This is a genomic window from Luteococcus struthionis (assembly GCF_048595755.1).
Lineage (GTDB): Bacteria > Actinomycetota > Actinomycetes > Propionibacteriales > Propionibacteriaceae > Luteococcus.
Genome location: NZ_CP184360.1, coordinates 3,171,681 through 3,195,741, shown reverse-complemented (window position 1 = coordinate 3,195,741; position 24,061 = coordinate 3,171,681). Strand labels below are relative to the sequence as shown.

General features: G+C 68.7%; 21 protein-coding genes and 2 tRNA genes. 16 read left to right on the top strand and 7 right to left on the bottom strand.

Annotated elements, in window-relative coordinates; translation table 11 throughout:
- Window positions 1-29: 29 nt before the first annotated feature.
- On the top strand, window positions 30-1,112 hold the full coding sequence (locus tag ACOAMO_RS14860; RefSeq protein ID WP_420175512.1) for a branched-chain amino acid aminotransferase: 1,083 nt from the start codon (window positions 30-32) through the stop codon (window positions 1,110-1,112).
- A 55-nt stretch (window positions 1,113-1,167) separates the two neighbouring features.
- On the opposite strand, the gene ACOAMO_RS14855 is transcribed toward ACOAMO_RS14860, so the two are convergent.
- Window positions 1,168-2,463 carry a thymidine phosphorylase gene (locus tag ACOAMO_RS14855; protein WP_420175511.1) on the bottom strand — a complete coding sequence of 432 codons (1,296 nt, stop codon included), beginning with the start codon at window positions 2,461-2,463 and terminating at the stop codon, window positions 1,168-1,170.
- Window positions 2,464-2,532: 69 nt separating this feature from the next.
- Here ACOAMO_RS14855 and ACOAMO_RS14850 point away from each other — a divergent pair, with 69 nt between their 5' ends.
- The 4 genes from ACOAMO_RS14850 (at window position 2,533) to ACOAMO_RS14835 (ending at window position 4,663) form a co-directional block, all read left to right on the top strand.
- Window positions 2,533-3,357 carry a fumarylacetoacetate hydrolase family protein gene (locus ACOAMO_RS14850; RefSeq protein WP_420175510.1) on the top strand — a complete coding sequence of 275 codons (825 nt, stop codon included), beginning with the start codon at window positions 2,533-2,535 and terminating at the stop codon, window positions 3,355-3,357.
- Window positions 3,354-4,331, top strand: coding sequence for a CPBP family intramembrane glutamic endopeptidase (locus tag ACOAMO_RS14845; RefSeq protein WP_420175509.1), 978 nt, complete (start codon window positions 3,354-3,356; stop codon window positions 4,329-4,331). Before ACOAMO_RS14850 ends, ACOAMO_RS14845 begins: the two co-directional genes overlap by 4 nt.
- A gap of 102 nt (window positions 4,332-4,433) precedes the next feature.
- A tRNA-Gln gene (locus ACOAMO_RS14840) sits at window positions 4,434-4,505 on the top strand.
- Window positions 4,506-4,587: 82 nt separating this feature from the next.
- A tRNA-Glu gene (locus ACOAMO_RS14835) sits at window positions 4,588-4,663 on the top strand.
- A 67-nt stretch (window positions 4,664-4,730) separates the two neighbouring features.
- On the opposite strand, the gene ACOAMO_RS14830 is transcribed toward ACOAMO_RS14835, so the two are convergent.
- A complete protein-coding gene (locus ACOAMO_RS14830) occupies window positions 4,731-5,456 on the bottom strand; it encodes an IclR family transcriptional regulator (protein ID WP_420175508.1) in 726 nt (241 codons plus the stop codon).
- Window positions 5,457-5,555: 99 nt separating this feature from the next.
- Here ACOAMO_RS14830 and leuC point away from each other — a divergent pair, with 99 nt between their 5' ends.
- The 3 genes from leuC (at window position 5,556) to ACOAMO_RS14815 (ending at window position 8,071) form a co-directional block, all read left to right on the top strand.
- Complete coding sequence (gene leuC, locus ACOAMO_RS14825; protein ID WP_420175507.1) at window positions 5,556-6,968, top strand: 3-isopropylmalate dehydratase large subunit; 1,413 nt, start codon at window positions 5,556-5,558, stop codon at window positions 6,966-6,968.
- 2 nt (window positions 6,969-6,970) lie between these two features.
- The gene (gene leuD, locus ACOAMO_RS14820) at window positions 6,971-7,576 is read left to right on the top strand and encodes a 3-isopropylmalate dehydratase small subunit (protein WP_420175506.1); all 606 of its coding nucleotides are present in this window, start codon (window positions 6,971-6,973) and stop codon (window positions 7,574-7,576) included.
- Between the two features lie 201 nt (window positions 7,577-7,777).
- Window positions 7,778-8,071 carry an HU family DNA-binding protein gene (locus ACOAMO_RS14815; RefSeq protein WP_420175505.1) on the top strand — a complete coding sequence of 98 codons (294 nt, stop codon included), beginning with the start codon at window positions 7,778-7,780 and terminating at the stop codon, window positions 8,069-8,071.
- A 203-nt stretch (window positions 8,072-8,274) separates the two neighbouring features.
- On the opposite strand, the gene ACOAMO_RS14810 is transcribed toward ACOAMO_RS14815, so the two are convergent.
- Window positions 8,275-8,529 carry a hypothetical protein gene (locus ACOAMO_RS14810; protein ID WP_420175504.1) on the bottom strand — a complete coding sequence of 85 codons (255 nt, stop codon included), beginning with the start codon at window positions 8,527-8,529 and terminating at the stop codon, window positions 8,275-8,277.
- A 100-nt stretch (window positions 8,530-8,629) separates the two neighbouring features.
- On the opposite strand from ACOAMO_RS14810, the gene ACOAMO_RS14805 reads away from it, so the two are divergent.
- Together ACOAMO_RS14805 and ACOAMO_RS14800 are read left to right on the top strand one after the other, a co-directional pair.
- A complete protein-coding gene (locus ACOAMO_RS14805; RefSeq protein WP_420175503.1) occupies window positions 8,630-9,463 on the top strand; it encodes a lysophospholipid acyltransferase family protein in 834 nt (277 codons plus the stop codon).
- Between the two features lie 39 nt (window positions 9,464-9,502).
- Window positions 9,503-10,666 carry a D-alanine--D-alanine ligase family protein gene (locus tag ACOAMO_RS14800; RefSeq protein ID WP_420175502.1) on the top strand — a complete coding sequence of 388 codons (1,164 nt, stop codon included), beginning with the start codon at window positions 9,503-9,505 and terminating at the stop codon, window positions 10,664-10,666.
- A gap of 96 nt (window positions 10,667-10,762) precedes the next feature.
- On the opposite strand, the gene ACOAMO_RS14795 is transcribed toward ACOAMO_RS14800, so the two are convergent.
- Window positions 10,763-10,996, bottom strand: coding sequence for an Lrp/AsnC family transcriptional regulator (locus ACOAMO_RS14795; protein ID WP_420175501.1), 234 nt, complete (start codon window positions 10,994-10,996; stop codon window positions 10,763-10,765).
- 95 nt (window positions 10,997-11,091) lie between these two features.
- Between ACOAMO_RS14795 and ACOAMO_RS14790 the strand changes: the two genes are divergently transcribed.
- Together ACOAMO_RS14790 and ACOAMO_RS14785 are read left to right on the top strand one after the other, a co-directional pair.
- Entirely contained in the window at window positions 11,092-12,090 is a 999-nt protein-coding gene (locus tag ACOAMO_RS14790; RefSeq protein ID WP_420175500.1) for a thiamine-phosphate kinase, read from the top strand.
- A gap of 100 nt (window positions 12,091-12,190) precedes the next feature.
- Window positions 12,191-14,704, top strand: a complete 2,514-nt coding sequence (locus ACOAMO_RS14785) for a DNA translocase FtsK 4TM domain-containing protein (RefSeq protein ID WP_420175499.1) — start codon at window positions 12,191-12,193, stop codon at window positions 14,702-14,704.
- A 45-nt stretch (window positions 14,705-14,749) separates the two neighbouring features.
- Here ACOAMO_RS14785 and ACOAMO_RS14780 read toward each other — a convergent pair whose 3' ends face one another.
- Window positions 14,750-15,181: a hypothetical protein gene (locus ACOAMO_RS14780; RefSeq protein ID WP_420175498.1), complete on the bottom strand. Its 432-nt coding sequence runs from the start codon at window positions 15,179-15,181 to the stop codon at window positions 14,750-14,752.
- Between the two features lie 116 nt (window positions 15,182-15,297).
- Here ACOAMO_RS14780 and rimO point away from each other — a divergent pair, with 116 nt between their 5' ends.
- The 4 genes from rimO to ACOAMO_RS14760 all read left to right on the top strand — a co-directional run bounded on the left by rimO (window position 15,298) and on the right by ACOAMO_RS14760 (window position 18,412).
- Entirely contained in the window at window positions 15,298-16,761 is a 1,464-nt protein-coding gene (rimO, locus tag ACOAMO_RS14775; RefSeq protein ID WP_420175497.1) for a 30S ribosomal protein S12 methylthiotransferase RimO, read from the top strand.
- Between the two features lie 68 nt (window positions 16,762-16,829).
- Window positions 16,830-17,441, top strand: coding sequence for a CDP-diacylglycerol--glycerol-3-phosphate 3-phosphatidyltransferase (gene pgsA, locus ACOAMO_RS14770; RefSeq protein ID WP_420175496.1), 612 nt, complete (start codon window positions 16,830-16,832; stop codon window positions 17,439-17,441).
- Window positions 17,438-17,968, top strand: a complete 531-nt coding sequence (locus ACOAMO_RS14765) for a CinA family protein (protein ID WP_420175495.1) — start codon at window positions 17,438-17,440, stop codon at window positions 17,966-17,968. The genes pgsA and ACOAMO_RS14765 overlap by 4 nt, the downstream gene beginning before the upstream one ends.
- A gap of 177 nt (window positions 17,969-18,145) precedes the next feature.
- Window positions 18,146-18,412, top strand: a complete 267-nt coding sequence (locus ACOAMO_RS14760) for a helix-turn-helix domain-containing protein (protein WP_420175494.1) — start codon at window positions 18,146-18,148, stop codon at window positions 18,410-18,412.
- A gap of 145 nt (window positions 18,413-18,557) precedes the next feature.
- Here the strand turns inward: ACOAMO_RS14760 and ACOAMO_RS14755 are convergent, their stop codons facing one another.
- Both ACOAMO_RS14755 and ACOAMO_RS14750 read right to left on the bottom strand, forming a co-directional pair.
- Window positions 18,558-19,316, bottom strand: coding sequence for a DeoR/GlpR family DNA-binding transcription regulator (locus ACOAMO_RS14755; RefSeq protein ID WP_420177066.1), 759 nt, complete (start codon window positions 19,314-19,316; stop codon window positions 18,558-18,560).
- 111 nt (window positions 19,317-19,427) lie between these two features.
- Window positions 19,428-24,014: an ATP-dependent helicase gene (locus tag ACOAMO_RS14750; protein ID WP_420175493.1), complete on the bottom strand. Its 4,587-nt coding sequence runs from the start codon at window positions 24,012-24,014 to the stop codon at window positions 19,428-19,430.
- Between the last annotated feature and the right edge of the window lie 47 nt (window positions 24,015-24,061).

Below are 24,061 nucleotides of genomic sequence, written 5' to 3'. Positions count from 1 at the left end.
ACCATGGGGACAGGCGTAGCATGGTGGGCATGCCTCTCGAGTTCAGCATTCGCGACGATCAGCAGCACACCAGCCAGCAGGAGCTGGAGGCCATCTTTGCCGATCCCGGCTTCGGTAAGCACTTCACCGACCACATGGCAGTGGCCACCTGGACCAAGGAAGAGGGCTGGCACGATGCCGCGATCGATCGGTATTCGGAGCTGAGCTTCACGCCCGGCAGCGCGGTCTTCCACTACGGCCAGGAGGTCTTCGAGGGGCTCAAGGCCTACCGACGGGCCGACGGTTCGATTTGGCTCTTCCGTCCCGAGGCCAATGGCGAGAGGCTGGCGCGCTCCTCCCAGCGGCTGGCGCTGCCGGAGCTGCCGGTGGCGGACTTCCTGACCAGCATCACCGAGCTGGTCAAGATCGACCGGAACTGGGTGCCCGGCGGCGCCGAACAGAGCCTCTACCTGCGCCCCTTCACCATTGCCCATGAGGACTTCCTGGGGGTGCGCCCGGCACACACCGCCGCGTACTACGTGATCGCCTCGCCCGTGGGTGGCTACTTCACCGGCGGCGTCACCTCCGTCGACATCTGGGTCAGTCTGGACTCCGCGCGGGCCGGGGCCGGCGGCACCGGCGCCGCCAAGTGCGGCGGCAACTACGCCGCCAGCCTGTTGGCCACCAGGCAGGCGCAGGAGCAGGGCTGCAGCCAGGTGCTCTTCCTGGATGCGGCAGACCGCAGCCACATCGACGAGCTGGGTGGCATGAACTTCTTCGTCGTCACCGCCCAGGGGCAGTTGCTGACCCCCGAGCTGAACGGCAACATCCTGCCCGGCATCACCCGGGACTCCATCCTGCGGATGGCCCCTGACCTGGGGCTGGAGCCCGTGGAGCGCGGTATCACCCTGGACGAGGTGCTGGGTGGCATCGCCGACGGCACCATCACCGAGGCCTTCGCCTGCGGCACCGCGGCCGTGGTCACGCCCATCCGCAGCCTCAAGGTTGGTGAGCAGGTGCACAGCCTGCCCCAGGTGGACTCCCCGTGGTCGCTGCGGATTCGACAGAACCTGGTGGACATCCAGTACGGCCGCATCGAGGACCCCTACGGGTGGACCGTGCGCGTCTGCTGAGCGCTCCCGCGGCACGGCCGTGAGTGCGCCTCCACAGCACGGCCGTGCCGGATGTTCAATCGATCCGGTCGATGAGCAAGGGGGGAAGCTCGCTGGCCTCGCCGTGGATCTGGATGCCCCCCTTCAGTGCGCGACGGGCCCTGTCGAAGGCCTCCGGGGTGTCCGTGTGCAGGGTGAGCAGCGGCTGGCCCTTGGTGACACGGTCGCCCGGCTTGGCGTGCATCACCACGCCGGCGCCGGCCTGCACCGGGTCCTCCTTGCGGGCACGCCCGGCGCCCAGGCGCCAGGCGGCCACCCCCACGGCCATCGCATCCAGCGTGGTCAGCACGCCGTCGGACTCCGCCAGCACGTCATCCGAGTGCTTGGCGACGGGCAGCGTCGCGTCCGGGTCGCCACCCTGGGCGCGCACCATCTGGTTCCAGACGTCCATGGCGGAGCCGTCCTGGAGGGCCTTCTCCGGGTCGGCGTCGGATCCGGCGGCCTGCAGCATCTCGCGGGCCAGCGCCAGGGTCAGCTCCACCACGTCGGCGGGTCCGCCGCCGGCCAGCACCTCGACGGACTCGGTGACCTCCAGCGCATTGCCGGCCGTCAGGCCGAGCGGCGTGGACATGTCGGTGAGCAGCGCGACGGTGTTGACGTCGGCGGCCTTGCCCAGCGCCACCATCCGGGTGGCCAGTTCGCGGGCGTCGTCGAGGTTCTTCATGAAGGCGCCGGAGCCCACCTTGACGTCGAGCACCAAGGCACCGGTGCCCTCGGCGATCTTCTTGCTCATGATGGAGCTCGCGATCAGCGGGATCGCCTCGACGGTGCCGGTGACGTCACGCAGCGCGTAGAGCTTCTTGTCGGCGCGTGCCAGGCCGTCACCGGCGGCGCAGATGACGGCGCCGACCTCCTCGAGCTGGCGCATCATCTCGTCATTGCTGAGCGTGGCGCGCCAACCGGGGATGGACTCCATCTTGTCCAGGGTGCCGCCGGTGTGGCCCAGGCCTCGGCCCGAGAGCTGGGGAACCGCGACGCCGCAGGCCGCCACGAGCGGGGCCAGCGGAAGGGTGATCTTGTCTCCCACACCGCCGGTGGAGTGCTTGTCGGAGGTGGGGCGGCTGAGTGAGGAGAAGTCGAGCCGCACACCGGTGTCGATCATCGACTGGGTCCAGGTGGCCAGCTCGCGGTCGTCGAGTCCACGGAAGAGGATGGCCATCGCCATCGCACTCATCTGCTCGTCGGCCACCACCGCCTCGGTGTAGGCGTTGACCAGCCAGCGGATCTCCTCGTCGGTGAGGGCGGCTCCGTCGCGCTTGGCTCGGATCAGTTCGACGGCGCTGAAGTCCTGTGCGGTGAAATCGTTGACCATGCCCCGAGTATCGCAGGCGCCGCAACCACGGCGCCCCGGCGGTGGGTGGTGGCCCGTTATCCTCATCGCATGCGCATTGCTCGATACGCCCTGGCAGGATCCGAACCGCAGTTCGGACTGGTTGAACTGACCTCCGACGGGGGTGAACACCCCGAGACCATCGCCGCGATCACCGGTGATCCGCTGGCCGGCCCGGTCAACTACACCGGCGAGCGCCACTCGCTCGACGACGTGCGCCTGTTGGCGCCGGTGATCCCGCGCAGCAAGGTGGTGTGCCTGGGGCGCAACTACGTGGCACATGCCGAGGAGATGGGCTCCGAGATCCCGGAGAATCCCTTGGTCTTCTTCAAGCCCAACACCTCGGTCATCGGCCCCGACGAACCCATCGTGCGTCCGCGGGCCACTCAGGACCTGCACCACGAGGGTGAACTGGCCGTGGTGATCGGTCGCATCTGCAAGCAGGTGCCCGTCGAGCGGGTCTCGGAGGTGATCTTCGGCTACACGATCGCCAATGACGTGACCGCACGTGACCTGCAGGCGGCCGACGGGCAGTGGGCCCGGGCCAAGGGGTCGGACACCTTCTGCCCGCTGGGGCCGTGGATCGTCACCCACCTCTCGCTGGAGGACGCCTCCGACCTGCAGATCACCACCACGGTGGCCGACCAGCGCACCCCCGACGACGTGGAGGTTCGCCAGGACGATTCGACGCGGTTGATGGTGCGCGGCATCAGTGAGCTGGTCAGCCACATCAGCAGCTTTACCACGCTGCTGCCGGGCGACGTCATCCTGACCGGAACCCCCGCCGGCGTCGGCGAGATCGCTCCCGGGCAGCGGGTCACGGTCTCGATCCAGGAGATCGGCGAGCTGTCCAATCCCGTGGTGGACGAGGAGTGAGCTCCCCGCAGCCCGGTGCCCTCTCGCAAGGGCCCTTGATCCAGGCAACCGTGGAGCCGCCCTCGGGCGTGGACTACTCGCGCGTGCTGACCGGACGCGGGCAGCATCCGGTGCGCGCCGGCTTCGGCATCCTGATGGCCCTGACGCTCTATGCCCTGGTGGTCCCGTTGGTCGCCCAGCTGGTCATCTGGCTGGGCTGGCTGCTCGACGGCAGGCCGGTGGGACACGGCAGCTACCAGAAGGAAGCCCTGGCCTTCCTCCATCCATCGGGGTTGGTGGGCGCGCACCTGGGGCTGGCCATGTTGATCGTCATCTCGCTGGGGCTGGTGCGCTGGGTGCACGGCCGCCAGCCGCGGTGGGGAGTGAGCGTGCAGCCGGGCATGCGGTGGCGCTATTTGTTGGTGGGAATCCCGGTGGCCGCCGTGGTCCTCAACGCCGTGCTCCTGGTGGGGCGGGCCGGGCAGGGCTGGCAGGCCGACCCGCAGCCCCGGATCTGGCTCTTCCTGGCGGCAGTGCTGCTCACCGCGCCCCTGCAGGCCGCCGGGGAGGAGTTCTTCTTCCGCGGCTACCTCCTGCAGGCCACCGGTTCGATCGGCGACGGCCTGGGCCTGACGCCGGAGCGAACCCGCTGGCTGGCAGTGGTCGGCTCGGCCTTCATCTTCGCGCTCTTCCACGGGGTGCAGAACCTCCCCCTGTTCGTCGACCGCTTCGGCTTCGGCCTGTTGGCGGGGGCCCTGGTGATCTGGACCGGTGGCCTGGAGGCGGGCATCGCCTGCCATGTGGCGAACAACCTGTTCGCCTTCGGCTGGGCGGCCTTCTCCGGGGGCATCGCCCAAGCGCGGGCGCTGCAGGCCATCGGTTGGTCCAATGCCGTCAGTGACCTGGTGGGCTTTGGCCTGTTCGCGCTGCTGGCCTGGTGGATCGCGCGTCGGATGAACCTGGCAACCACGACGCCGGCCCCTGCGAGGGGCTGAGCAGTGGCCGTTGTACTGGGGAGGGCCTCGATTTGGCATGCGGCCAGATCGTCCGGTAATGTTCTACCTCGTTGCGCCGCTGAAAATGCCAAGGCGCAACGTAGGGGTATGGGGTAATTGGCAGCCCGAAGGTTTCTGGTTCCTTTAGTCCAGGTTCGAGTCCTGGTACCCCTGCGGAAAGCAGGATTTGCCGCTTGCGGCAGCTTCCACTAAGCTTTCACCGCTCCCGAGCGAGAGTTCGGAAGCACATGCTAGGGGCCCCGTTGTGTAGCGGCCTAGCACGCCGCCCTCTCAAGGCGGTAGCGCGGGTTCGAATCCCGTCGGGGCTACCAGATCAGAAGGGCCCGGATCCATCAGGATCCGGGCCCCTCTGTCGTCTACGGCGTCACGCCTCCAGTGTCAGTCGCTCGCGCCGCTGCGACGCAGCACCTCGGAGAGCCGGTCGGCGGCGGCCATCACGGCCGGGGCATGCAGTCGTCCGGGCTGGCGGCTCAGGCGCTCGATCGGGCCCGAGACACTCACGGCGGCCAGCACCTTCCCGCTGGGGGAGCGCACCGGGGCGCTCACCGAGGCAACTCCGGGTTCGCGTTCGGCCACCGACTGGGCCCAGCCGCGTCGACGCACGGTGGCCAGCGCCACCGCCGAGAAGGCGGACTGGTTGAGGCCGCGCTGCAGTCGGTCGGGTTCGTCCCAGGCCAGCAGCACCTGTGCTGCCGAGCCGGCCGTCATGGTCAGCTGCGAGCCCACCGGGATGGTGTCACGCAGGCCCGACGGGCGCTCGGCGACCGCGGCGCAGATGCGGATGTCGCCCTGACGACGGAACAATTGCGCCGATTCGCCCGTGATGTCGCGAAGACGCGCGAGAATGGGCCCAGCGGTGGCCAGCAGGCGGTCTTCGCCAGCGGCGGCCGCCAGCTCCGTCAGGCGGGGGCCCAGCACGAAGCGCCCCTGGAGGTCGCGCCCCACCAGTCGGTGGTGCTCCAGCGCCACGGCCAGACGGTGTGCCGTCGGACGTGCCAGACCGGTCGAGCTCACCAGCCCGGCCAGCGTGGTCGGTCCGGTCTCCAGGGCGCCGAGCACCAGCGCCGCCTTGTCGAGTACTCCGACTCCACTTGAATCGTCCATTCTGTGAGAATAGCGTCTCGGCATCTGATATTGCAATGCAATACTGGTTCCGGCGTTCCCCGGAGCGTGAACCGAGGCAGGTAGACCAGAAGAGGAGCCATGGGCAAGACACTCAGCCAGAAGGTATGGGACGCACATGTGGTGCGTCAGGCGAGCAATGAGCCGGACCTGCTCTACATCGACCTGCACCTGGTCCACGAGGTGACCAGCCCCCAGGCCTTCGATGGTCTCCGACTCGCCGGTCGGCGCGTGCGTCGTCCCGACCTGACGCTGGCCACCGAGGACCACAACACCCCCACGCTCGACATCGACAAGCCGATCGCGGATCCGGTCTCCCGGCTGCAGGTGGAGACCCTGCGCAAGAATGCCGAGGAGTTCGGGATCCGGCTGCACTCGCTGGGCGACAAGGACCAGGGTGTCGTCCACATCATCGGGCCCCAGCTCGGCGTGACCCAGCCCGGCATGACCATCGTGTGTGGCGACTCCCATACCGCCACCCATGGTGCCTTCGGTGCGCTGGCCTTCGGCATCGGCACCTCGGAGGTGGAGCATGTGCTGGCCACCCAGACCCTGCCCCAGGCCCGGCCCCGCACCATGGCGGTCAACATCGAGGGCGAGCTGCCCGAAGGCGTCACGGCCAAGGACGTGGTGCTCGCCCTGATCGCCAAGGTGGGTACGGGAGCAGGCCAGGGGCACATCGTCGAGTACCGGGGCAGCACCATCGAGAACATGTCGATGGAGGGCCGCATGACCATCTGCAACATGTCGATCGAGTGGGGTGCCAAGGCAGGCATGGTGGCACCCGACCAGACCACCTTCGACTACCTCAAGGATCGCCCGCACGCCCCGCAGGGGGATGAGTGGGAAGCCGCGGTCGAGTACTGGAAGACGCTGCGCACCGACGACGATGCTGTCTTCGACACGGTGATCGACATCGATGCGACCCAGCTCACCCCCTTCGTCACCTGGGGCACCAATCCCGGTCAGGGCGTCGCGCTGGGCGGGGTGGTGCCCAGCCCCGACGACTTCACCGATCCCGACGAGAAGCGCGCCGCCGAGCGTGCCCTGGAATACATGGACCTGACGGCCGGCATGCCGCTGCGCGAGGTGGCCGTCGATGCGGTCTTCGTCGGTTCCTGCACCAATGGGCGCATCGAGGACCTGCGCTCGGCGGCCGAGGTGCTCAAGGGGCGCTCACTGGCCGAGGGCATGCGCATGCTGGTGGTGCCGGGGTCGGCGCGCGTGCGGCTCGAGGCCGAGGCCGAGGGGCTCGACAAGGTCTTCCTGGACGCCGGGGCGCAGTGGCGTGCCGCCGGGTGTTCCATGTGTCTGGGGATGAATCCAGACCAGCTGGCGCCGGGGGAGCGTTGCGCCTCCACCAGCAACCGCAATTTCGAGGGCCGCCAAGGCAAGGGCGGTCGCACCCACCTGGTGAGTCCCGCCGTCGCCGCCGCCACCGCCGTCGCGGGCCACCTGGCCACACCCGCCGATCTTTCGTCCGAGAGGAACTGACCATGGAGAAGTTCTCGACCCACAGCGGGATCGCTGTTCCGCTGCGTCGCTCCAATGTGGACACCGACCAGATCATTCCTGCCGTCTACCTGAAGAGAATCACCCGTACGGGATTCGAGGACGGCCTGTTCAGTGCTTGGCGCAATGATCCTGATTTCGTCCTGAACCAGGAGCCCTGGAAGAACGGGACGATCCTGGTGGCGGGGCCCGACTTCGGTACCGGAAGTTCGCGCGAACACGCCGTCTGGGCGTTGCAGAACTACGGCTTCAAGGTGGTCATCGGATCGCGCTTCGGTGACATCTTCCGGGCCAATTCCGGCAAGTCCGGCCTGTTGGTGGCCACCGTTGACCAATCCGTGGTCGAACAGCTGTGGTCCGACGCGGAGCAGCACCCGCACCGGCCGATGACGATCGACCTGCAGGCCCGCACGATCACCTCGGGTGAGACGGTGCACCCCTTCCAGATCGACGACCACACGGCATATCGCCTCGCCGAAGGGCTCGACGACATCGGATCCACCCTGCAGTACGAGGCCGACATCGATGCCTATGAGTCGACGCGTCCTGCCTTCAAGCCCAAGACCTTGCCGGCTCGAGTCGCCAGCTGAGCGATTCACCCGCCCCAGGCTGCAAAGCGTCCGCATTTCCTTGCAGGGAAGCGGACGCTTTGCATTTGCTGAACAAAGCCTTCCGGGCGGGGCTTTCGGTTGGTGTGGGTCGTTTGTTCAACCTAGCTTTGGGAACACGCGCTGCGCACTGCACGCGTCCAACCGGCTGGGGGGCCGGGGGAACACGAAAGGCACGTTCACGTGAACAAGGCAGAATTGATCGATTCGCTGGCCAAGGCCCACTTCGAGGGGAACAAGGCAGTGGCCACCCGGGCACTCAATGCCGTGGTGGACACGATTTCGACGGAGGTTGCCAATACCGGAAAGGTCTCCATCACCGGATTTGGCGTCTTCGAGGTGCTGCACCGAGAGGCGCGCATCGTCCGCAATCCGCGCACCGGGGAACGCAAGCAGGCCGAGGCAATGGACCTGCCCCGCTTCCGCCCGGGCACGGATTTCAAGAAGCGCGTCCAGGACGCTGCAGACAAGCGCTGATCCTGCGCCGGCCCCACACCGGCGCAGTGCGGCGATCGACTGCAGGCAACCAAGGACGACCTCCAGCAGAACCCAGGACGGGGGGCGGGATGACCACGGTCATCCCGCCCCTGGTCGTGTGCAGTGGGGTCGTGTGCAGTGGGGTCGTGTGCAGTGGGGTCGTGTGCAGTGGGGTCGTCTGCGGTGGGGTCGTATGCGGTGGGTCAGGCCCGATCGTCGCTCGCCGGCAGGTGCACCCCCAGCGGTGCGGCCGCGATGCGCACCCGCGTCGTCTCCCCATCGTCTTCCAGTAGGACGCGTTGCCCGGTCGCCAGCCGACGTGCCCCCACCAGGTGGCCATCCACCTGGCGTCGCGTGCCGTCGTCCAGCAGCACCAGGAGCGCGCCGTCATCGTCGTACTGCACGACGCTGCCGGCCCGCACGAGCTGCTGCGCTTCGGGAAGGGGATCGGTGCTCATGACACCCGATCCTAGGGCGAGCTGGCATGGCGGGGCGTGCGTACCCGATGGTCTAGTTTTGTGCTGCACACAACACGCACGACGACCACAGGAGCGACACGTGGCACAGGACGACCGGGCCAAGAGCGCAGCAGCATCCGGACGGCGCACCGTCGACATGAAGGCGGGCGAGCCCGCCTACCGCTTCCTGGGCGGTCTGGCCCACGGCATCAACACCGTGTTCACCCGCAGGGACTGGCGCAACCAGGACCGGATTCCCCGCAGTGGGGGAGCGCTGGTGGTGGCCAACCACATCAGCAACTACGACCCGCTCGCACTGGGGGACTTCCTGATCTGGTCGGGGCGCTGGCCGCGTTTCCTGGGAAAGTCGGAACTGTGGCAGGTGCCGGTGGTGCGCTTCTTCGCCCGTGGTTGCCGCCAGATCCCCGTGGAGCGCAACAGTGCGCGTGCCATGGACTCGCTCGAGGCGGCCCGTACCGCGATTCGTGAGGGCGAGCTGGTCGTGATCTACCCCGAGGGCACCGTGGGCACCGATCCCGACGGTTGGCCGATGACCGGCCGCACAGGTGCGGCGCGACTGGCGCTGGACACGCGCTGCCCGGTCATCCCGGTGGGGCAGTGGGGCGCCCAGCAGATCCTGCCCGGCAAGAAAGTGGGTGTGCCACGCTTCCTCCCCCGCGCCACCCTCCAGGTCAACGTGGGCCAACCCCTCGACCTCAGTGACCTCTACGACCACCCGGAGCGCAGCGTCGCAGTGCGGGTGGCCACCGAGCGGATGCTGGAGGCGATCACCGAGCTGACCTCCGAGCTGCGTGGCGAACGACCCCCGGTCGACCGCTACGACGTGCGCAAGAAGCAGCGGGTGCCCAAGGGCAGCACCACCCTTCCGCCTGCCGGGGGCGCGGTGCCGCCAGTTCAGCCAGATGCGGTCTAGGCCCTAGGGTTGGTCCGTCGTATTCAAGTGAGGAAGCCCATGACCGAACAGCGCACGAACTCTCCCGAGACCAAGACCGCGAGCCCCGGCGAAGACCAAGACAGGATCCGCATCGCGGTCGTCTTCGGTGGCCGCTCGGACGAGCACCCGGTGAGTTGTTCGACCGCTGCCAGCGTCTTGGCCGCCATGGACCGCAGCCGCTACGAGGTCCTGCCGGTGGGCATCACCCGGCAGGGGCAGTGGGTGTTGGTGCCCGACGATCCCGAGCCGCTGCGGCTGACCGCGCAGAACACCCCAGAGGTGGCCGCCGGCCCCAGTGAGGTGATGGTGCCGCTCACCGTCGGCGACGCCGAGCTGCGCGTCCTGGAGCCCGGTCAGGTGCCGCAGGAGCTGGGCCAGGTGGACGTCGTCTTCCCGCTGGTGCACGGACCCTTCGGTGAGGACGGCACCCTGCAGGGGCTCTTCGAACTGGCAGACCTGCACTACGTCGGGTGCGGGGTGCTGGCCAGCGCCGTGATGATGGACAAGCACTACATGAAGGTGGTCTTCGAGGCGGCCGGCCTCCCGGTGGGGCCCTACGAGGTGGTCACCGACCGCCAGTGGCGCACCGACGCACAGGCCGCGCTGGCCCGAGTGGAGCAGTTGCAGTTCCCGGTCTTCGTCAAGCCCTGCCGCGCCGGGTCGAGCTTCGGCATCACCCGCGTCGACACTCCCGGGGGGCTGCGTTCGGCAATCGAGCAGGCCCGCGAGCACGACCCGAAGGTCATCGTGGAAGAGGGCATCGACGGTCGTGAGATCGAGTGTGGCGTCCTCCAGGGCCACCACTTCACCGAACCGCGCGTCTCCGAACTCGGTGAGATCGTGGTCTCCGGCGGGCACGACTTCTACGACTTCAATGCCAAGTACATCGACGGCTCGGCAGTGCAGCTCAGCTCCCCGGCCGACGTCAGCCCCGAGGTGCGCGGCCGGGTGCAGCAGATCGCCCGCGAGGCCTTCGAGGCGGCCGGTTGCGAAGGTCTGGCCCGGGTGGACTGCTTCGTGACCCCCCAGGGCGAGGTGCTGATCAACGAGATCAACACCATGCCGGGCTTCACCCCCAGCTCCATGTTCCCCGTGATGTGGGCCGCGACCGGCTTGGACTACCCGAGCCTGGTGGACGACCTGGTGCAGCTGGCGCTGGAGCGTCCCACCGGGCTGCGCTGACCGGTTTGGGCTGACCGGCTTGGGGGCTGAAAGCCCCGGGCCGGGCGGTTCAGGCTGGGCAGTTCGGGCTGGGGTGGGGCCGGCGGGCGACGGTGGTCAGTAGTTGACCACCGGGCAGGTCACCGTGCGGGTGATGCCCTCGATGGTCTGGATCTGCGCCGCGACCAATTGGCCGAGTTCCTCGATGGCCTCCACCTGCACCTGGACGATCACGTCATAGGGGCCCGTCACGTCGTCGCAGGACAGCGTCGAGGGCATGGCTCGCAGGGCCTCGGCAACCTCGGGGATCTTGCCGACGCTGGCCTGCACCAGCACGTAGGCCTTGACCATGGAGTGACTCCTGTCCTGTGGCTGTGGCCTGCCCGTCGAGGGCGCGGCCATGGGTGGAATCGATCTTGTGGGGTGGGATCGATAGCGTGATGCCCATGGACGCTACCACCGGCCCCGGCGCCACCTCGCGCGATGCCCGATCGATGGAAACCCTTGACTCACTGGGGGAGTTCGCGGCGATCGACCAGGTCACCCGCGGCCTGACGATGTCCAGTGCCGTCTCGGTGGGGCCCGGTGACGATTCGGCCGTCTTCCTGGTCAACGGGTCCGCGGTGGTCAGCACGGACCTGCTGATCGAGGGCGTTCACTTTCGCACCGAATGGAGCGATGCCGAGCACATTGGCCGCAAGGCGGTGGCCGTCAATGCCGCCGACCTGGAGGCCATGGGGGCCACCCCCGTCTCGATGGTGCTCTCGCTGGGGGCTCCGGGGGAGCTGCCCACCAGCTGGCTGCGGGAATTCGCCACCGGAGTGCAGCAGGAGGCCGAGCGGGCCGGGATCTGTCTGGTGGGCGGGGACACCACGCGGGCGCGTGACATCACCATCAACGTGACCGTCATCGGCCAGACCGAAGGCCGTGAGCCGGTGCTGCGTTCCGGCGCCCGGGCGGGCGACGTGGTGGCGGTGAAGGGACGGCTGGGCTGGGCGGCCGCCGGGTTGGCGGTGTTGGCCCGAGGCTTCCGCTCGCCGCGGGCGGCGGTCGGCTCGCAGCGCTGCCCCCAGGTGCCCTATGGGGCCGGTCGAGAGGCTGCCGCCGCAGGAGCCACTGCAATGCTCGACGTCTCCGACGGGTTGCTTGCCGATCTGGGACACATCGCGCAGGCCAGTGGGGTGGTCATCGACCTGGACCGGGCGCGCTTCGAGCCGGACGAACCGGTGCGCACCGTCGCCAGTGCGCACGGCAAGGATCCGATGGTCTTCATCCTCACCGGCGGCGAGGACCACGCGATGGCGGCCTGTTTCCCGCCGGGATCGGTGCCGGACGACTGGCAGGTGCTGGGACAGGTTCGTGCTTGCGAGTCGGACGAGGCGCCCCGGGTGCTGGTGGACGGGTTGCCGTGGCAGGGCAGTGAGGGCTGGGACCACTTCGCCTGAGCGCCGACGCATTGCCGGTGCCCCCTTGCATGGGCGATCTTCAGGGGTGCGCGGCGTGGGCCCGGAGTGCCGAAGGCTGCCATGAACTAGTCTGGGGATCATGGCGACCCGTGCGTCTTCCCCACCGCGGTCCCGCAACAACGCCCAGTCGAGCTCGCAGCAGCGCCGGGCGTCGTCGAGTTCGCGGTCGTCCGGAAGCAAGAAGAACACCACCCGATCCGGTTCCACCCGAGCCAAGCGACCGGCCACCCAGCCGCGCCCGAATCCCTTGATCAGGGGGATCGCGGCGGTCTGGCGAGGCACCGCACACGGACTCGGTGCAGCCGCCCGCAGCCTGGGCACCCCGGCACCCGAACCCGAGCCGGAGCTGCGCCGCGACGGCATGGGGCTGGCCCTGATCGCGCTGGCCATCATGGTGGCTGCCCGCTTCTGGTTCCTCATGTCGGGCCCCGTCGGTGACGCGATCGGCCTGGTGGTCTCGACGATCTTCGGCGGGCTGAGCTTCGCCGTGCCGCTGCTGGCCCTGGCCATGGCCTGGCGCACACTGCGCCATCCCGAGCGCAATGGCGCCAATGGACGTCAGATGGTCGGCTGGTCCGCCTTCCTGCTCGGGCTGCTGGGCCTGTTGAACATCGCCCACGGGCTGCCCCGCCCCGGTGAGCCGGAACGCCTGCGCCAGGCCGGCGGCATCCTGGGCTACATCTCGTCCAGTCTGCTGGCAGACCTGCTGACGGTGTGGGTGGCGGTGCCCCTGCTGGTGCTGCTGATGATCTTCGGCATCGTGGTGATCATCGGAATCCCCATCTACGAGATGGTCGACCGGGTGCAGGATGCCCGCGCCCTGGCCGCGGAACGACGGGCCAGCCGCCCCCGCCCCGCCATCGAGTACGGAGTCGACGAGGCCTACGACAGTCCCTTGATCAAGGGAGAGGTGGAAGCCGGCCCGACCGAGGTCTTCGACGCGGATGCCGACCAGACCCAGGCCGACGACTCCTCCCGCGGGGACAAGAAGCCGGTCACCGCCGGGATGCCCGCCGACAAGGCCAAGTCCGCGGTGGACCCTGCCTCCTTGGAGGTGGCTACCCAGCTCGAGGCGCCCAACCACTCTCCGATCCCGCAACGCGTGGAGCAGCTGACCCTGTCGGGTGACGTGCAGTACACGCTGCCCGATGCCAGCCTGCTCAAGCCGGGCTCGGTGCCCAAGGCACGCTCCGAGGCCTCCGACCAGATCGTGGGCAGGCTCAGCGAGGTGCTCGACCAGTTCGCCATCGATGCCCAGGTGACCGGGTACACCCGCGGTCCGACGGTGACCCGCTACGAGGTGGAGCTGGGCAATGCGGTGAAGGTGGAGAAGGTCACCGCCCTCAGCAAGAACATCGCCTATGCCGTCGCCTCGCCCGATGTGCGCATCCTGTCGCCGATTCCCGGCAAGAGCGCGATCGGCATCGAGATCCCGAATCTCGACAAGGAGGTCGTCAGCCTGGGCGACGTGCTGCGTTCCAACAAGGCGCGCAATGACCACCACCCGATGGTGGTCGGTCTGGGCAAGGACGTCGAGGGCGGATTCGTCATCGCGAACATGGCCAAGATGCCGCACCTGCTGGTGGCCGGCGCCACCGGCTCGGGCAAGTCGTCCTTCGTGAACTCACTGATCACCTCCATCATGATGCGGGCCACCCCCGACGAGGTGCGCCTGCTGTTGGTCGATCCCAAGCGGGTGGAGCTGAACCAGTACGAGGGCATTCCCCACCTGGTCACCCCCATCATCACCAGCCCCAAGAAGGCCGCCGAGGCCCTCCAGTGGGTGGTGAAGGAGATGGACCTGCGCTACGACGACCTGGCCGCCTTCGGCTTCCGCCACGTCGACGACTTCAACAAGGCCGTGCGAGCGGGCCAGGTCAAGCCGCCGGAGGGCAGCGAGCGCGTGCTGTCGCCCTACCCCTACCTGCTGGTGGTCGTCGACGAGCTCGCGGACCTGATGATGGTGGCACCTCGTGACGTCGAGGACTCCATCGTGCGCATCACGCAGCTGGCCCGTGCCGCCGGCATCCACCTGGTCCTGGCCACCCAGCGGCCCTCCACCGACGTGGTGACCGGCCTCATCAAGGCCAACGTGCCGTCGCGGCTGGCCTTCGCCACCAGCTCGATGACCGACTCTCGAGTGATCCTCGACCAGCCGGGAGCCGAGAAGCTGGTGGGGCAGGGCGACGGTCTGTTCCTGCCGATGGGTGCCGGCAAGCCGGTGCGCGTCCAGGGCTCCTGGGTCAACGAGTCCGAGGTGCGCACGGTGGTGCAGCACGTCACCGAGCAGCTGACCCCGCAGTACCGCGATGACGTCACCGCCGCAGCCGAGTCCAGCAAGAAGGTGGCCGAGGACATCGGCGACGACCTGGAGCTGGTGCTGGACGCCGCCCGACTGGTGGTGGAGCTGCAACTGGGGTCCACCTCGATGCTGCAGCGCAAGCTGCGCGTCGGGTTCGCCAAGGCCGGCCGCCTGATGGACATCCTGGAGACCCGCGGGGTGGTGGGCCCCTCCGAGGGATCCAAGCCCCGCGAGGTGCTGGTGCAGCCCGACGACCTGGAGGACGTGCTGGCCAACCTGGCAGCCGGCTGACCAGCCACAGGCTGCACATCGCTCGACACCCGCGTCGCGGTCGCCTCAGGCGGCCGCGACGTCGTCGTCCAGGCGCACCACGCCGATCGGCGTGGCCAGGCAGCACCCCAGGTCCGTCACGGACTGCTCCTGGCAGGCCAGGGCCAGGGCTCGTCGCCAGGTCTGGTCCCACTGGGTCTGCACCACCATGCCGCGACGGCCGATGCCCAAGCCCAGCCCGCCGTGCGGCGCGAGGTGCTTCAGGACGGAGACCAGATGGTTGACCAGACGATGCTGGTCGTAGGCATCGCAGCCCACCGGCACGTCGTCGATGTGCACCGGCTGCAGCAGGCGCAGCTCGTCGTCGGCCAGCAGCGCCAGCACGGTGCCCTGCACTCGGTCGTGGTGGAGCATCAGCAGGTCGACCACGTCGGTCAGCAGATCCGGATCAGCCAGGCTTGGCCGCGACCAGTCGTCGGGCAGGTTCTCGAAGGTCATGGTTGCATTCCACGCCTGCGAGCCGACCCGGCCAACCGGGTGTCGTCTGCCTGTGGGCAAGTCCTCGACAACACGATTCTGTGGACAACCGCACCTGCGGCGATAATGGACCCATCATGACTGATTCCTCCCCGGCCGCCGCCTCGGCCGACACCCTGACCTCCGTCCATCTCGTGAGCCTGGGCTGTGCCCGCAACGAGACCGACTCGGAGGAGCTCGCGGCCCGGCTCGAAGCCGGTGGTTTCCGGCTGGTCGAGGATCCGGAGGCGGCCGATGCGGTGATGGTGAACACCTGTGGCTTCATCGAGCAGGCCAAGAAGGACTCGGTCGACTCGCTGCTGGCCGCGGCCGATCTCAAGGACGACGGCAACGTCAAGGCCGTGGTCGCGGTGGGTTGTATGGCCGAGCGCTATGGACAGGAACTGGCCGAGGCCCTTCCCGAAGCCGATGCCGTGCTGGGCTTCGACGACTACTCCGACATCTCCGACCGGCTGAACGCGATCCTGCACGGAGAGAAGCTGATCTCGCACGTGCCGCGGGACCGACGCGAGCTGCTCCCGGTGACCCCGGTCAAGCGGCGCGAGGCGGCCGGACGGGTCGCAGTGCCCGGCCATGCCGACCTGCCGGAGGGGATCGCCCCCGCCACCGGCCCGCGCGTGCTGCGCCGTCGGTTGGGCAACAGCCCCAGCGCACCGCTCAAGCTCGCCTCCGGGTGTGATCGACGCTGCGCCTTCTGCGCCATCCCCTCCTTCCGGGGCTCCTACCTGTCCCGTCCCGCCGACGAAGTGGTGGAGGAGGCCCACTGGTTGGCCGACCACGGGGTGCGCGAACTCTTCCTGGTCAGCGAGAACACGTCCAGCTACGGCAAGGACCTGGGCGACCTGCGCAGCCTGGAGAAGTTGCTGGGCAGGCTCTCGGCAGTCGACGGGATCGACTGGGTGCGCGTGAGCTACCTGCAACCGGCCGAGCTGCGTCCCACGCTGGTGGAGGCCATGGTGGGCACCGAGAAGGTCGTTCCCTACTTCGACATCAGCTTCCAACACGCCTCGGCCAGCCTGCTGCGCCGGATGAGGCGCTTCGGTGATCCCGAGAGCTTCCTCAAGCTGGTGGAACAGGTGCGTTCCCACGCCCCTGCCGCCGGGATTCGCTCCAACGTCATCGCGGGCTTCCCGGGCGAGACCGAGCAGGACGTGCAGACCCTCAAGGACTTCCTCATCGAGGCACGACTCGACGTGGTGGGAGTCTTCGGATACTCCGACGAGGAGGGCACCGAGGCCGCCACCCTGGACGGCCACGTGGACCCCGACGAGGTTGAGCGTCGCCGCAGTGAACTGGCCGACCTGGCCACCGAGCTGTGCGAGCAGCGGGCCGAGGAACGCATCGGGGAACAGGTGGAGGTGCTCGTGGAGCAGGTCGAGGTGGACGGACAGCCCGAGGTGGTCGGCCGTGCCCAGCACCAGGGCCCGGAGGTGGACGGCACCACCCTGCTGCTGGATGCCGACGCATCGATCGGCGACCTGGTCCGTGCTGTGGTGGTCGACAGCGACGGTGTCGACCTGGTGGCTCGCATCCAGCCCTGAGCGGGGCGCAGCAGTTAGTCTGATCGAGTGGGGCGAGGGCCCCAACCACCCACCCCGAACGGAGATCGATGACCCCCCAGGCCAATCAGCCCAGCCAGTGGAATGTGCCCAATGTGCTGACGGGCGTGCGCATGGTGCTCGTCCCCGTCTTCGCCTGGATGCTGCTCAGCCACCCGCACGAGACGGACTGGCGTTGGTGGACCACCGCAGTCTTCTGCATCGCGATCGCCACCGACTTCGTCGACGGCAAGATCGCCCGCAAGTACAACCTGGTGACCAATTTCGGCAAGCTGTGGGATCCGATCGCCGACAAGGCCCTGACCGGCATGGCCTTCATCGGCCTGAGCATCCTGGGCGAGCTGCAGTGGTGGGTGACCATCATCATCCTGCTGAGGGAATGGGGCATCACCATCCTGCGCTGGGGGATCATGAAGTACGGCGTGATGGCGGCCAATCGTGGTGGCAAGGCGAAGACCTTCGTCCAGGCGCTGGCCCTGATCCTCTACCTGATGTGGCTGCCGCAGCTGCCCACGCCCGTGCAGTGGCTCGCCTGGGCGCTGATGGCCGCGGCCTTCGTGCTGACCGTCGTGACCGGTCTGGACTACCTGCGCGAGGCCTCCCGGATGCGCAAGGAGGCCCTGGCGCGCTGGGCGGCCGAAGGACACCCCGGTCAGCCGTGAGCGGCCTCGACGCCACCACCTTCGACGCCCTGGTGGAGCAGGCCGCAAGCCTGCTGCCGAGACTGGAGGAGCGCGGCCTGACCCTTGCCACCTGCGAGTCACTGACCGGAGGACTGCTCGCCGCGGTGCTGACCTCGGTCCCGGGCGCCTCGCGCGTCTACCGGGGCAGCGTTGTCACCTATGCCAGCGATCTCAAGGCGAGCCTGGTGGGCGTCGATGCCGAACACATCGCCGAGCACGGGGTGATCAATCCGGAGACGGCCGCGCAGATGGCCCTGGGCGCTCGCGAACTGCTGGGTACTTCCTTGGCCCTGGCCTGCACCGGGGTGGCCGGCCCCGAGCCCCAGGACGGGCAGCCGCCCGGCACCGTCTGGGTCGCGTTGGCGGGCCCGAACAAGGGGCAAGTCAGGGTTGAACACCTCCCATTGGATGGAGACCGCACCCAGATCCGATGCGATACTTGTGGAGCACTGCTGGACGCGGTTCACGAGCTCCTGGGGAATTCGACTGGGGAATCGGGAACTTGAGATCGTCCTTCTGCGGCATTCGTTCGTTTTCTTTCCAGGACAGGGACCGATGGGTTTCATCGGAAGCTGTGTATTGGCTGAACCGCTCGGGTGGCGTGGGAATCGATTCCTGCAGGATCATGATGAAATAGTGTTGGCTCCCGATCGCGGAGAGCCAGATCACAACTTGGAGGCCTTGTGAAGCCGGTACTGCTTCGTGAGCTGCTGGGCGAGACGCTGCGCGAGCAGCGCTTTGCCCAAGGGCGAACCCTGCGTGAAGTGTCGATGGCCGCTCGCGTGAGCTTGGGCTATCTGTCCGAAGTGGAGCGGGGCCAGAAGGAGGCCTCCAGTGAGTTGCTGTCGTCGATCTGTCAGGCACTCGATGTGCCGATGTCGACGATCCTGGGTGCCGTGAGCCAGAAGCTCGCAGCGGCGGAGGGGCAGAAGGTCACCGTTGCCGCCTGACAGCACCCAGACCCGGCCAAGACACCCGGGACGAGGATTTTGAGTGGCCCCGATCGAGGCAATCCCTTGCCCGGATCGGGGCCACTGCCATGTCCGCAGCCCCCAGTGCCCTGTTGGGGACAGGTCCCGTTGGCGGGGCGACGGGTCAGGGCGCCGGGGCCTCCACCACGCGCACGTCGACCCCGCGTCGCCGAATCTGCTGCAGTTCGTCGGGGTCTGCGCTGGAATCGGTGACCAGCACGTCCACCTCGTCCATGGTCGCCAGCCGGGCCAGCGTCTTGCGGCCCACCTTGGAACCGTCACACACGGCGATCACCCGATGCGCGCGCTCGATCATGGTGTGGTTGGTGTTGGCCTCGGTCTCGTCATGCGTGGTCAGGCCGCCGTCCAGGCTGACACCGTCGGAGCCGACGATGGCGGTGCCCACGTTGATCTGACGGAAGGTGGCCTCGGCCAGGGTGCCCACCAGTTCCAGCGAATTGGGACGCAGGATGCCCCCGGCGATCAGCACCCGCGACTGGCCCTGGGCGGCGGCCTCCAGCGCCAGGCCGACCGAATTGGTGATGATCGTCAGGTCGTGTCGCTGGTGCAGGGCGCGCAGCACCTCGGTGGTGGTGGTGCCGCCGGTCAGGGCGATGGCATGGCGCCCGGACGGCAGCAGGCCCACCACCTCACGGGCGATGGCCCGTTTGGAGGCACGGTGGTGGCCGTCGCGCAGGCTCACCGGGAGTTCCTCTGCCTGGCCCATCGCCTTGATGCCACCGTGGGTGCGGGTCAGCAGCCCCTGCGAGGCGAGCGCCGAGACGTCACGACGGATCGTCGCCGGGGAGGCTTCCAGCTCCCGAGCCAGGTCGCTGAGCTGCAGCTGGCCTCGCTCCGCGAGCGCCGCGAGGATCGCCACCATGCGTTCAGAGCGCTTGGCGGAATGGGCGTGCTCTGCCATCGCTTCAGCCTCCGTCGGCCCGGGGCCACGCCATGTGCGCAGCCGGTGTGTGCATTCGCTCAGTCGAGTTGATCATAATCCGGTGCCAGGGCCACCGCGCAGGCGGAATCCCCGCGGAGTCATCGCGAACCCGGCCCGGGTGAGGGGCTCGGCCAGGTCTCGCTGCTGCAGGGCGCTTGCCTGATTGATCCGCTCGATCGTGATGGGTTCCAAACGCCCGTCACGCACCCGGCTGGCTAGGTGCTCGAGGGCGCGTCCCAAGGCCTCGCGACTGCTCCCGAAGGTGACCATGGTGCGTACCCCGCGCTCCAGGTAGAGCACCGGACGCGCGTTGTCCAAGACCACCAGGGCACCCGCCTTGCGGGTGGGGCGGTGGCCATCGCTGTCCGGCCAGGGCAATGACGCGCCATAGGGATTGGCAGGATCGCAGGCGGCCAGCAGCAATGGCCCGACGGTGGGGGCTTCCCGCAGCCGGTCCACGGCCCCGGGCAGCGCGAACTGGGCGGCCCCGAGCCCTTCCACGAAGTAGCCACGCCGTGCGACCCCCGACGACTCCATGCTCATCAATACCCGGTAGGCGTCCGCGAAGTTGCCGCCCATCGCCTCGGAGAGCACGCTGCCGCGGGTCAACAGCCCATAGCGTCCCAACTCGAAGCCGACCTCGGCGAGCCGTACCTGGTGCAGGTCGGTGGTGGTGGGTTCCACCAGACTCCAGCGTCCCGGCAGGCGTTGGCTGGGCATCGTGACCGCCGTCCGGGCCTGGCGCAGGGCGCTGCGACGCGAGGCGCGGACCGTGGGACGTCGCTTCAAGGCGCCACGGCTGCTGGGCCTGCGCAGCGCAGCGAAGCTGTCGCAGTGCACCACTCCGGCCCACACCAGTTCCCACAGCGCGTCGTCGACGGCCTGCCGGTCGGCCCGCTCGGGCAGCAAGTCGCTGGCGCGCCAGGCACCGCCGCCGCCGAGTGCCTCCAGCAGCTGGCGAGCCGTCTCGCCCAGCGAATCGAGGTCACCACTGGAGCGGCGCCCTTCCAGGGTGGGTACCAGGACGGCGTCTGCGGGCCACAACTGCACCCAGCCGTCATTGCGGCCGAGCGCATCGTGACCGGTCCAGACGACCTCGCCGGTGGCCAGCAGCTCGTCCAGCATTGCCGGTTGGTAGTCGCTCACCCTGGCCGGCAGGACCAAGGACTCCAGCATCGAGACCGGCAGGGGATAGCCCGCGAGCTGCTCGACGGCCGCCTGCACCCCTTCCACCCCGCGGTCGGGGGAGGCCAGTTCGTGCCAGTCCACCAGGAAGCGCGCAAACTGGTCCTGCTCCACCGCCTCCACGTCGGCCCGCAGTGCCGCCAGCGTGCGTCGACGCAGCAGCTTGAGCACGGTGCTTCGCACGTACTGGGGGCGCTGCGGCAGGGATGCGTCGAACTCGCCGGTGACCAGCTCACCCTGCTGGGCCGAGCGTGCCAATCGTGCCTCGACCGAGGGGGTGTCCAGGCCGTAGCGAGCGGCGAGCGGGTCTGCCGTGACCACCACGCGGCTCTTGGTCCACCGCGTCACGAGTCGTTCGAGGGGATCGTCCGCCGCCGGTTCGGGGGATGCGGCGATGCCCGGTGGGACGGGGATGCCCAGGGCGTCGCGCAAGATCGCGAAGTCCTCCGCGACGGCGAGCATCTGCTGTCCCGCGAGGCGGCAGTCGGCCACTCGCCCGGCTCGAATGAGCTGGTCGATCCAGGGCTGTGGATCCTGGGAGCAGCGCTGCGTGCACTCCTGCGCCGTGAGGGGGCCGATGGTGCGCAGCATGTCCCACAGTTGCTCGGGATTGTCGGCCCGGCGGTCCGGCGCCACGTGTTGCAGCTCGGCCTCCAGCTGCGCCATCACCTCGGGGTCGATGACCTGCTGGCTGCCCTCACGGCCGAGCAGTTCGGCGAGCATGGCCGGATCGAGGCTCAGTGCTGCCAGCTTGCGCTCGGCCAGGGGCTGGTCGGCGTCGTAGATGAACTCTCCGACGTAGCCGAACAACAGGCTGCGGGCCTGGGGAGAGGGCTCGGCGGTCTCCACCTCCACCAGCCGGGTGCGACGCGATGCCAGTTCGCGCAGCACCTGCTTGAGCCGAGGCAGGTCGAAGACGTCCTCGAGGCACTCGCGCATCGTCTCGAGGATGATGGGGAAGTCCTGGTGCCCACTGGCGACTGCCAGCAGTTGTGCTGCGCGCATCCGCTGTTGCCACAGCGGCGAGCGTCGGCCGGGGTCGCGTCGGGGCAGCAGCAGCGCACGCGAGGCGCACTCTCGGAAGCGGGCCGCGAACAGTGCCGAACCGAAGACCTGGTCGGTCACCAGTTCCTCCACGTCGTCGGCCGGGAGCACCAGCAGATCGGCCCCGGGCGGGGTGGAGTCGACGTCGGGGATGCGCAGCACGATGCCGTCATTGCTGGCCGTGGCCTGGGCCTCGACCCCGTAGCGTTCCCGGGCGCGTGCCTCGATCACCAGCGCCCACGGTTGCAGCACTGCGCGGCCCAGGCTGGAGTGGACACACACGCGCCAGTCGCCCAGCTCGTCGCGGAAGCGTTCCACGACGATGGTGTGCGCCCCGGGGACCACACCGGTCGCGGCGCGTTGCTCGGCAAGGTGCGCAATGAGGTTCGCCCGGGCGTGCTCGTCGAGTCGTGCCCCGGACAGCAGCGAGTCGACCCGCTGCTGGTCGTCCTGCTGCAGCGACTGGTCGAGCTGGTGGGTGAACTCGCCCATCGCCAAGCCCAGTTCGGCTGGCCGTGAGGGTTGGTCCCCGTGCCAGAAGGGCAGCCTCCCGGGGTGGCCGGGGGCCGGGGTCACCAGTACCTGGTTGGGGGTGATCTCCTGGATCCGCCAGGACGTGGTGCCCAGGGTGAACACGTCCCCGACGCGTGACTCGTGCACCATCTCCTCGTCCAGCTCGCCGACCCGCCTGCCGGGTTCGTGCTTGCCGCTGGCGTTTCCCTCACCCACCAGGAAGACGCCGAACAGCCCCCGGTCGGGGATGGTCCCGCCAGAGGTGGTCACCAGCCGACGCGCACCGGGCCTGGCCTGGATGGTGTTGGCCAGCCGGTCCCAGACCAATCGCGGTCGCAGTTCCGCGAAGTCCTCGCTGGGATAGCGCCCACTCAACATGTCCAGCACCGACTCCCACGCCGAGCGCGGCAGGTCCCGATAGGGGGCGCTGCGGCGAATCAGCCCGTAGGCCTCCTCCACCGGCCAGGCCTCTTCCAGACACAGGCTGACCAGGTGTTGGGCCAGCACGTCGAGCGGATTGCGCAGGTCCTTGACCTGTTCGATCTGGCCCTCGAGCATCCTGGTGACCACCACCGCCGACTCCAGCAGGTCACTCCGGTGGGTGGGCAGCACCGCTCCGCGACTGGTGGCCCCCACCTGGTGGCCGGCTCGCCCGATGCGCTGCAGGCCGCTGGCCACCGAAGGCGGTGAGGAGACCTGGATGACCAGGTCGACAGCGCCCATGTCGATGCCCAGTTCCAGCGAGCTGGTGGCCACTACGCAGGGGAGCGTTCCAGCCTTGAGTTCCCGTTCGGTCTGCAAGCGGCGCTCCTTGCTCACCGAACCGTGGTGGGCGCGGGCCACGATGGGCAGCCGACTGCCGTCGTGTCCGCTGCTGGCCCCCGACTGGGCCATCATCTGGGCCGGGGGAGCGGGCGCCGGGGCATCGGCGTCGGCCGAATCGGGAGCCATCCGTTGGGCGTACAGCTCGTTGAGGTGTGCGGTCAGGCGTTCGGCGACCCGGCGGGAGTTGACGAAGCAGATCGTCGAGCGGTGCTGCGTGACCAGGTCAAGGATCCGGTGCTCCAGGAAGGGCCAGATCGAGTTCGACGCGTTCTCGTCATCCGGGCTGCGTCCAGGCGGTTCGGACAGGTCGGTCATGTCCTCGACGGGCACTTCCACGGCGAGCTGCCAGGCCTTGTCCGCGGGCGGCGCGATGACGCTCACCGGCCGATCACCACCGAGGAAGGCGGCCACTCGTTCGGCCGGTCGAACGGTGGCGGACAGGCCGATGCGTTGCGCCGGCGGGGTGGGTGCACCGGAGCTCGCCCCTCGCAGGGCCTCCAGTCGCTCCAGGCTCAGGGCCAGGTGCGCGCCACGCTTCGTGCCGGCCAGGGCATGCACCTCGTCGACGATCACCGTCTCCACCTCGCGGAGGGTGCTGGCCGCCTGGCTGGAGAGCATCAGGAAGAGCGATTCGGGCGTGGTGATGAGGATCTGGGGCGGATTGGTCTGCAGTCGACGTCGTTCTGCTGCAGGGGTGTCCCCGGAGCGCAGACCCACCCGGATCTCGGGAACCGGGGCCCCCAGCACGCGGCCTGAGCGTTGGATGCCCCGCAGGGGCGCCTTCAGGTTGCGTTCGACGTCGACGGCCAGGGCCTTGAGTGGAGAGACGTAGAGCACCTTCACCGCACCCTGGGAAGGCTGCTGGGCGAGCCGGTCGAGGGAATGGAGGAAGGCTGCCAGGGTCTTGCCCGATCCGGTGGGGGCGATGACCAAGGAGTGCTCGCCGCTGCCGATGGCTCGCCAGGCGGCCTCCTGGACCGGGGTGGGGGAGTCGAAGACCTCCTCGAACCAGGTGCGCGTGGCAACCCCGAAGCCCGCCAGGGGGCTGTCGGAATCGGGACGATCTGTCATGGCTCCCATTGTGTCTGCCGGTACTGACGTTTTTGTCTCCCCGACCC

Bases quoted from the DNA above. Each gene is read 5' to 3' on its own strand.
- ACOAMO_RS14860 (WP_420175512.1), top strand. From the start codon at position 30: ATGCCTCTCGAGTTCAGCATTCGCGACGATCAGCAGCACACCAGCCAG.
- ACOAMO_RS14855 (WP_420175511.1), bottom strand. From the start codon at position 2,463: ATGGTCAACGATTTCACCGCACAGGACTTCAGCGCCGTCGAACTGATC.
- ACOAMO_RS14850 (WP_420175510.1), top strand. From the start codon at position 2,533: ATGCGCATTGCTCGATACGCCCTGGCAGGATCCGAACCGCAGTTCGGA.
- ACOAMO_RS14830 (WP_420175508.1), bottom strand. From the start codon at position 5,456: ATGGACGATTCAAGTGGAGTCGGAGTACTCGACAAGGCGGCGCTGGTG.
- leuC (WP_420175507.1), top strand. From the start codon at position 5,556: ATGGGCAAGACACTCAGCCAGAAGGTATGGGACGCACATGTGGTGCGT.
- leuD (WP_420175506.1), top strand. From the start codon at position 6,971: ATGGAGAAGTTCTCGACCCACAGCGGGATCGCTGTTCCGCTGCGTCGC.
- ACOAMO_RS14810 (WP_420175504.1), bottom strand. From the start codon at position 8,529: ATGAGCACCGATCCCCTTCCCGAAGCGCAGCAGCTCGTGCGGGCCGGC.
- ACOAMO_RS14800 (WP_420175502.1), top strand. From the start codon at position 9,503: ATGACCGAACAGCGCACGAACTCTCCCGAGACCAAGACCGCGAGCCCC.
- ACOAMO_RS14795 (WP_420175501.1), bottom strand. From the start codon at position 10,996: ATGGTCAAGGCCTACGTGCTGGTGCAGGCCAGCGTCGGCAAGATCCCC.
- ACOAMO_RS14790 (WP_420175500.1), top strand. From the start codon at position 11,092: ATGGACGCTACCACCGGCCCCGGCGCCACCTCGCGCGATGCCCGATCG.
- ACOAMO_RS14785 (WP_420175499.1), top strand. From the start codon at position 12,191: ATGGCGACCCGTGCGTCTTCCCCACCGCGGTCCCGCAACAACGCCCAG.
- ACOAMO_RS14780 (WP_420175498.1), bottom strand. From the start codon at position 15,181: ATGACCTTCGAGAACCTGCCCGACGACTGGTCGCGGCCAAGCCTGGCT.
- rimO (WP_420175497.1), top strand. From the start codon at position 15,298: ATGACTGATTCCTCCCCGGCCGCCGCCTCGGCCGACACCCTGACCTCC.
- pgsA (WP_420175496.1), top strand. From the start codon at position 16,830: ATGACCCCCCAGGCCAATCAGCCCAGCCAGTGGAATGTGCCCAATGTG.
- ACOAMO_RS14755 (WP_420177066.1), bottom strand. From the start codon at position 19,316: ATGGTGGCGATCCTCGCGGCGCTCGCGGAGCGAGGCCAGCTGCAGCTC.
- ACOAMO_RS14750 (WP_420175493.1), bottom strand. From the start codon at position 24,014: ATGACAGATCGTCCCGATTCCGACAGCCCCCTGGCGGGCTTCGGGGTT.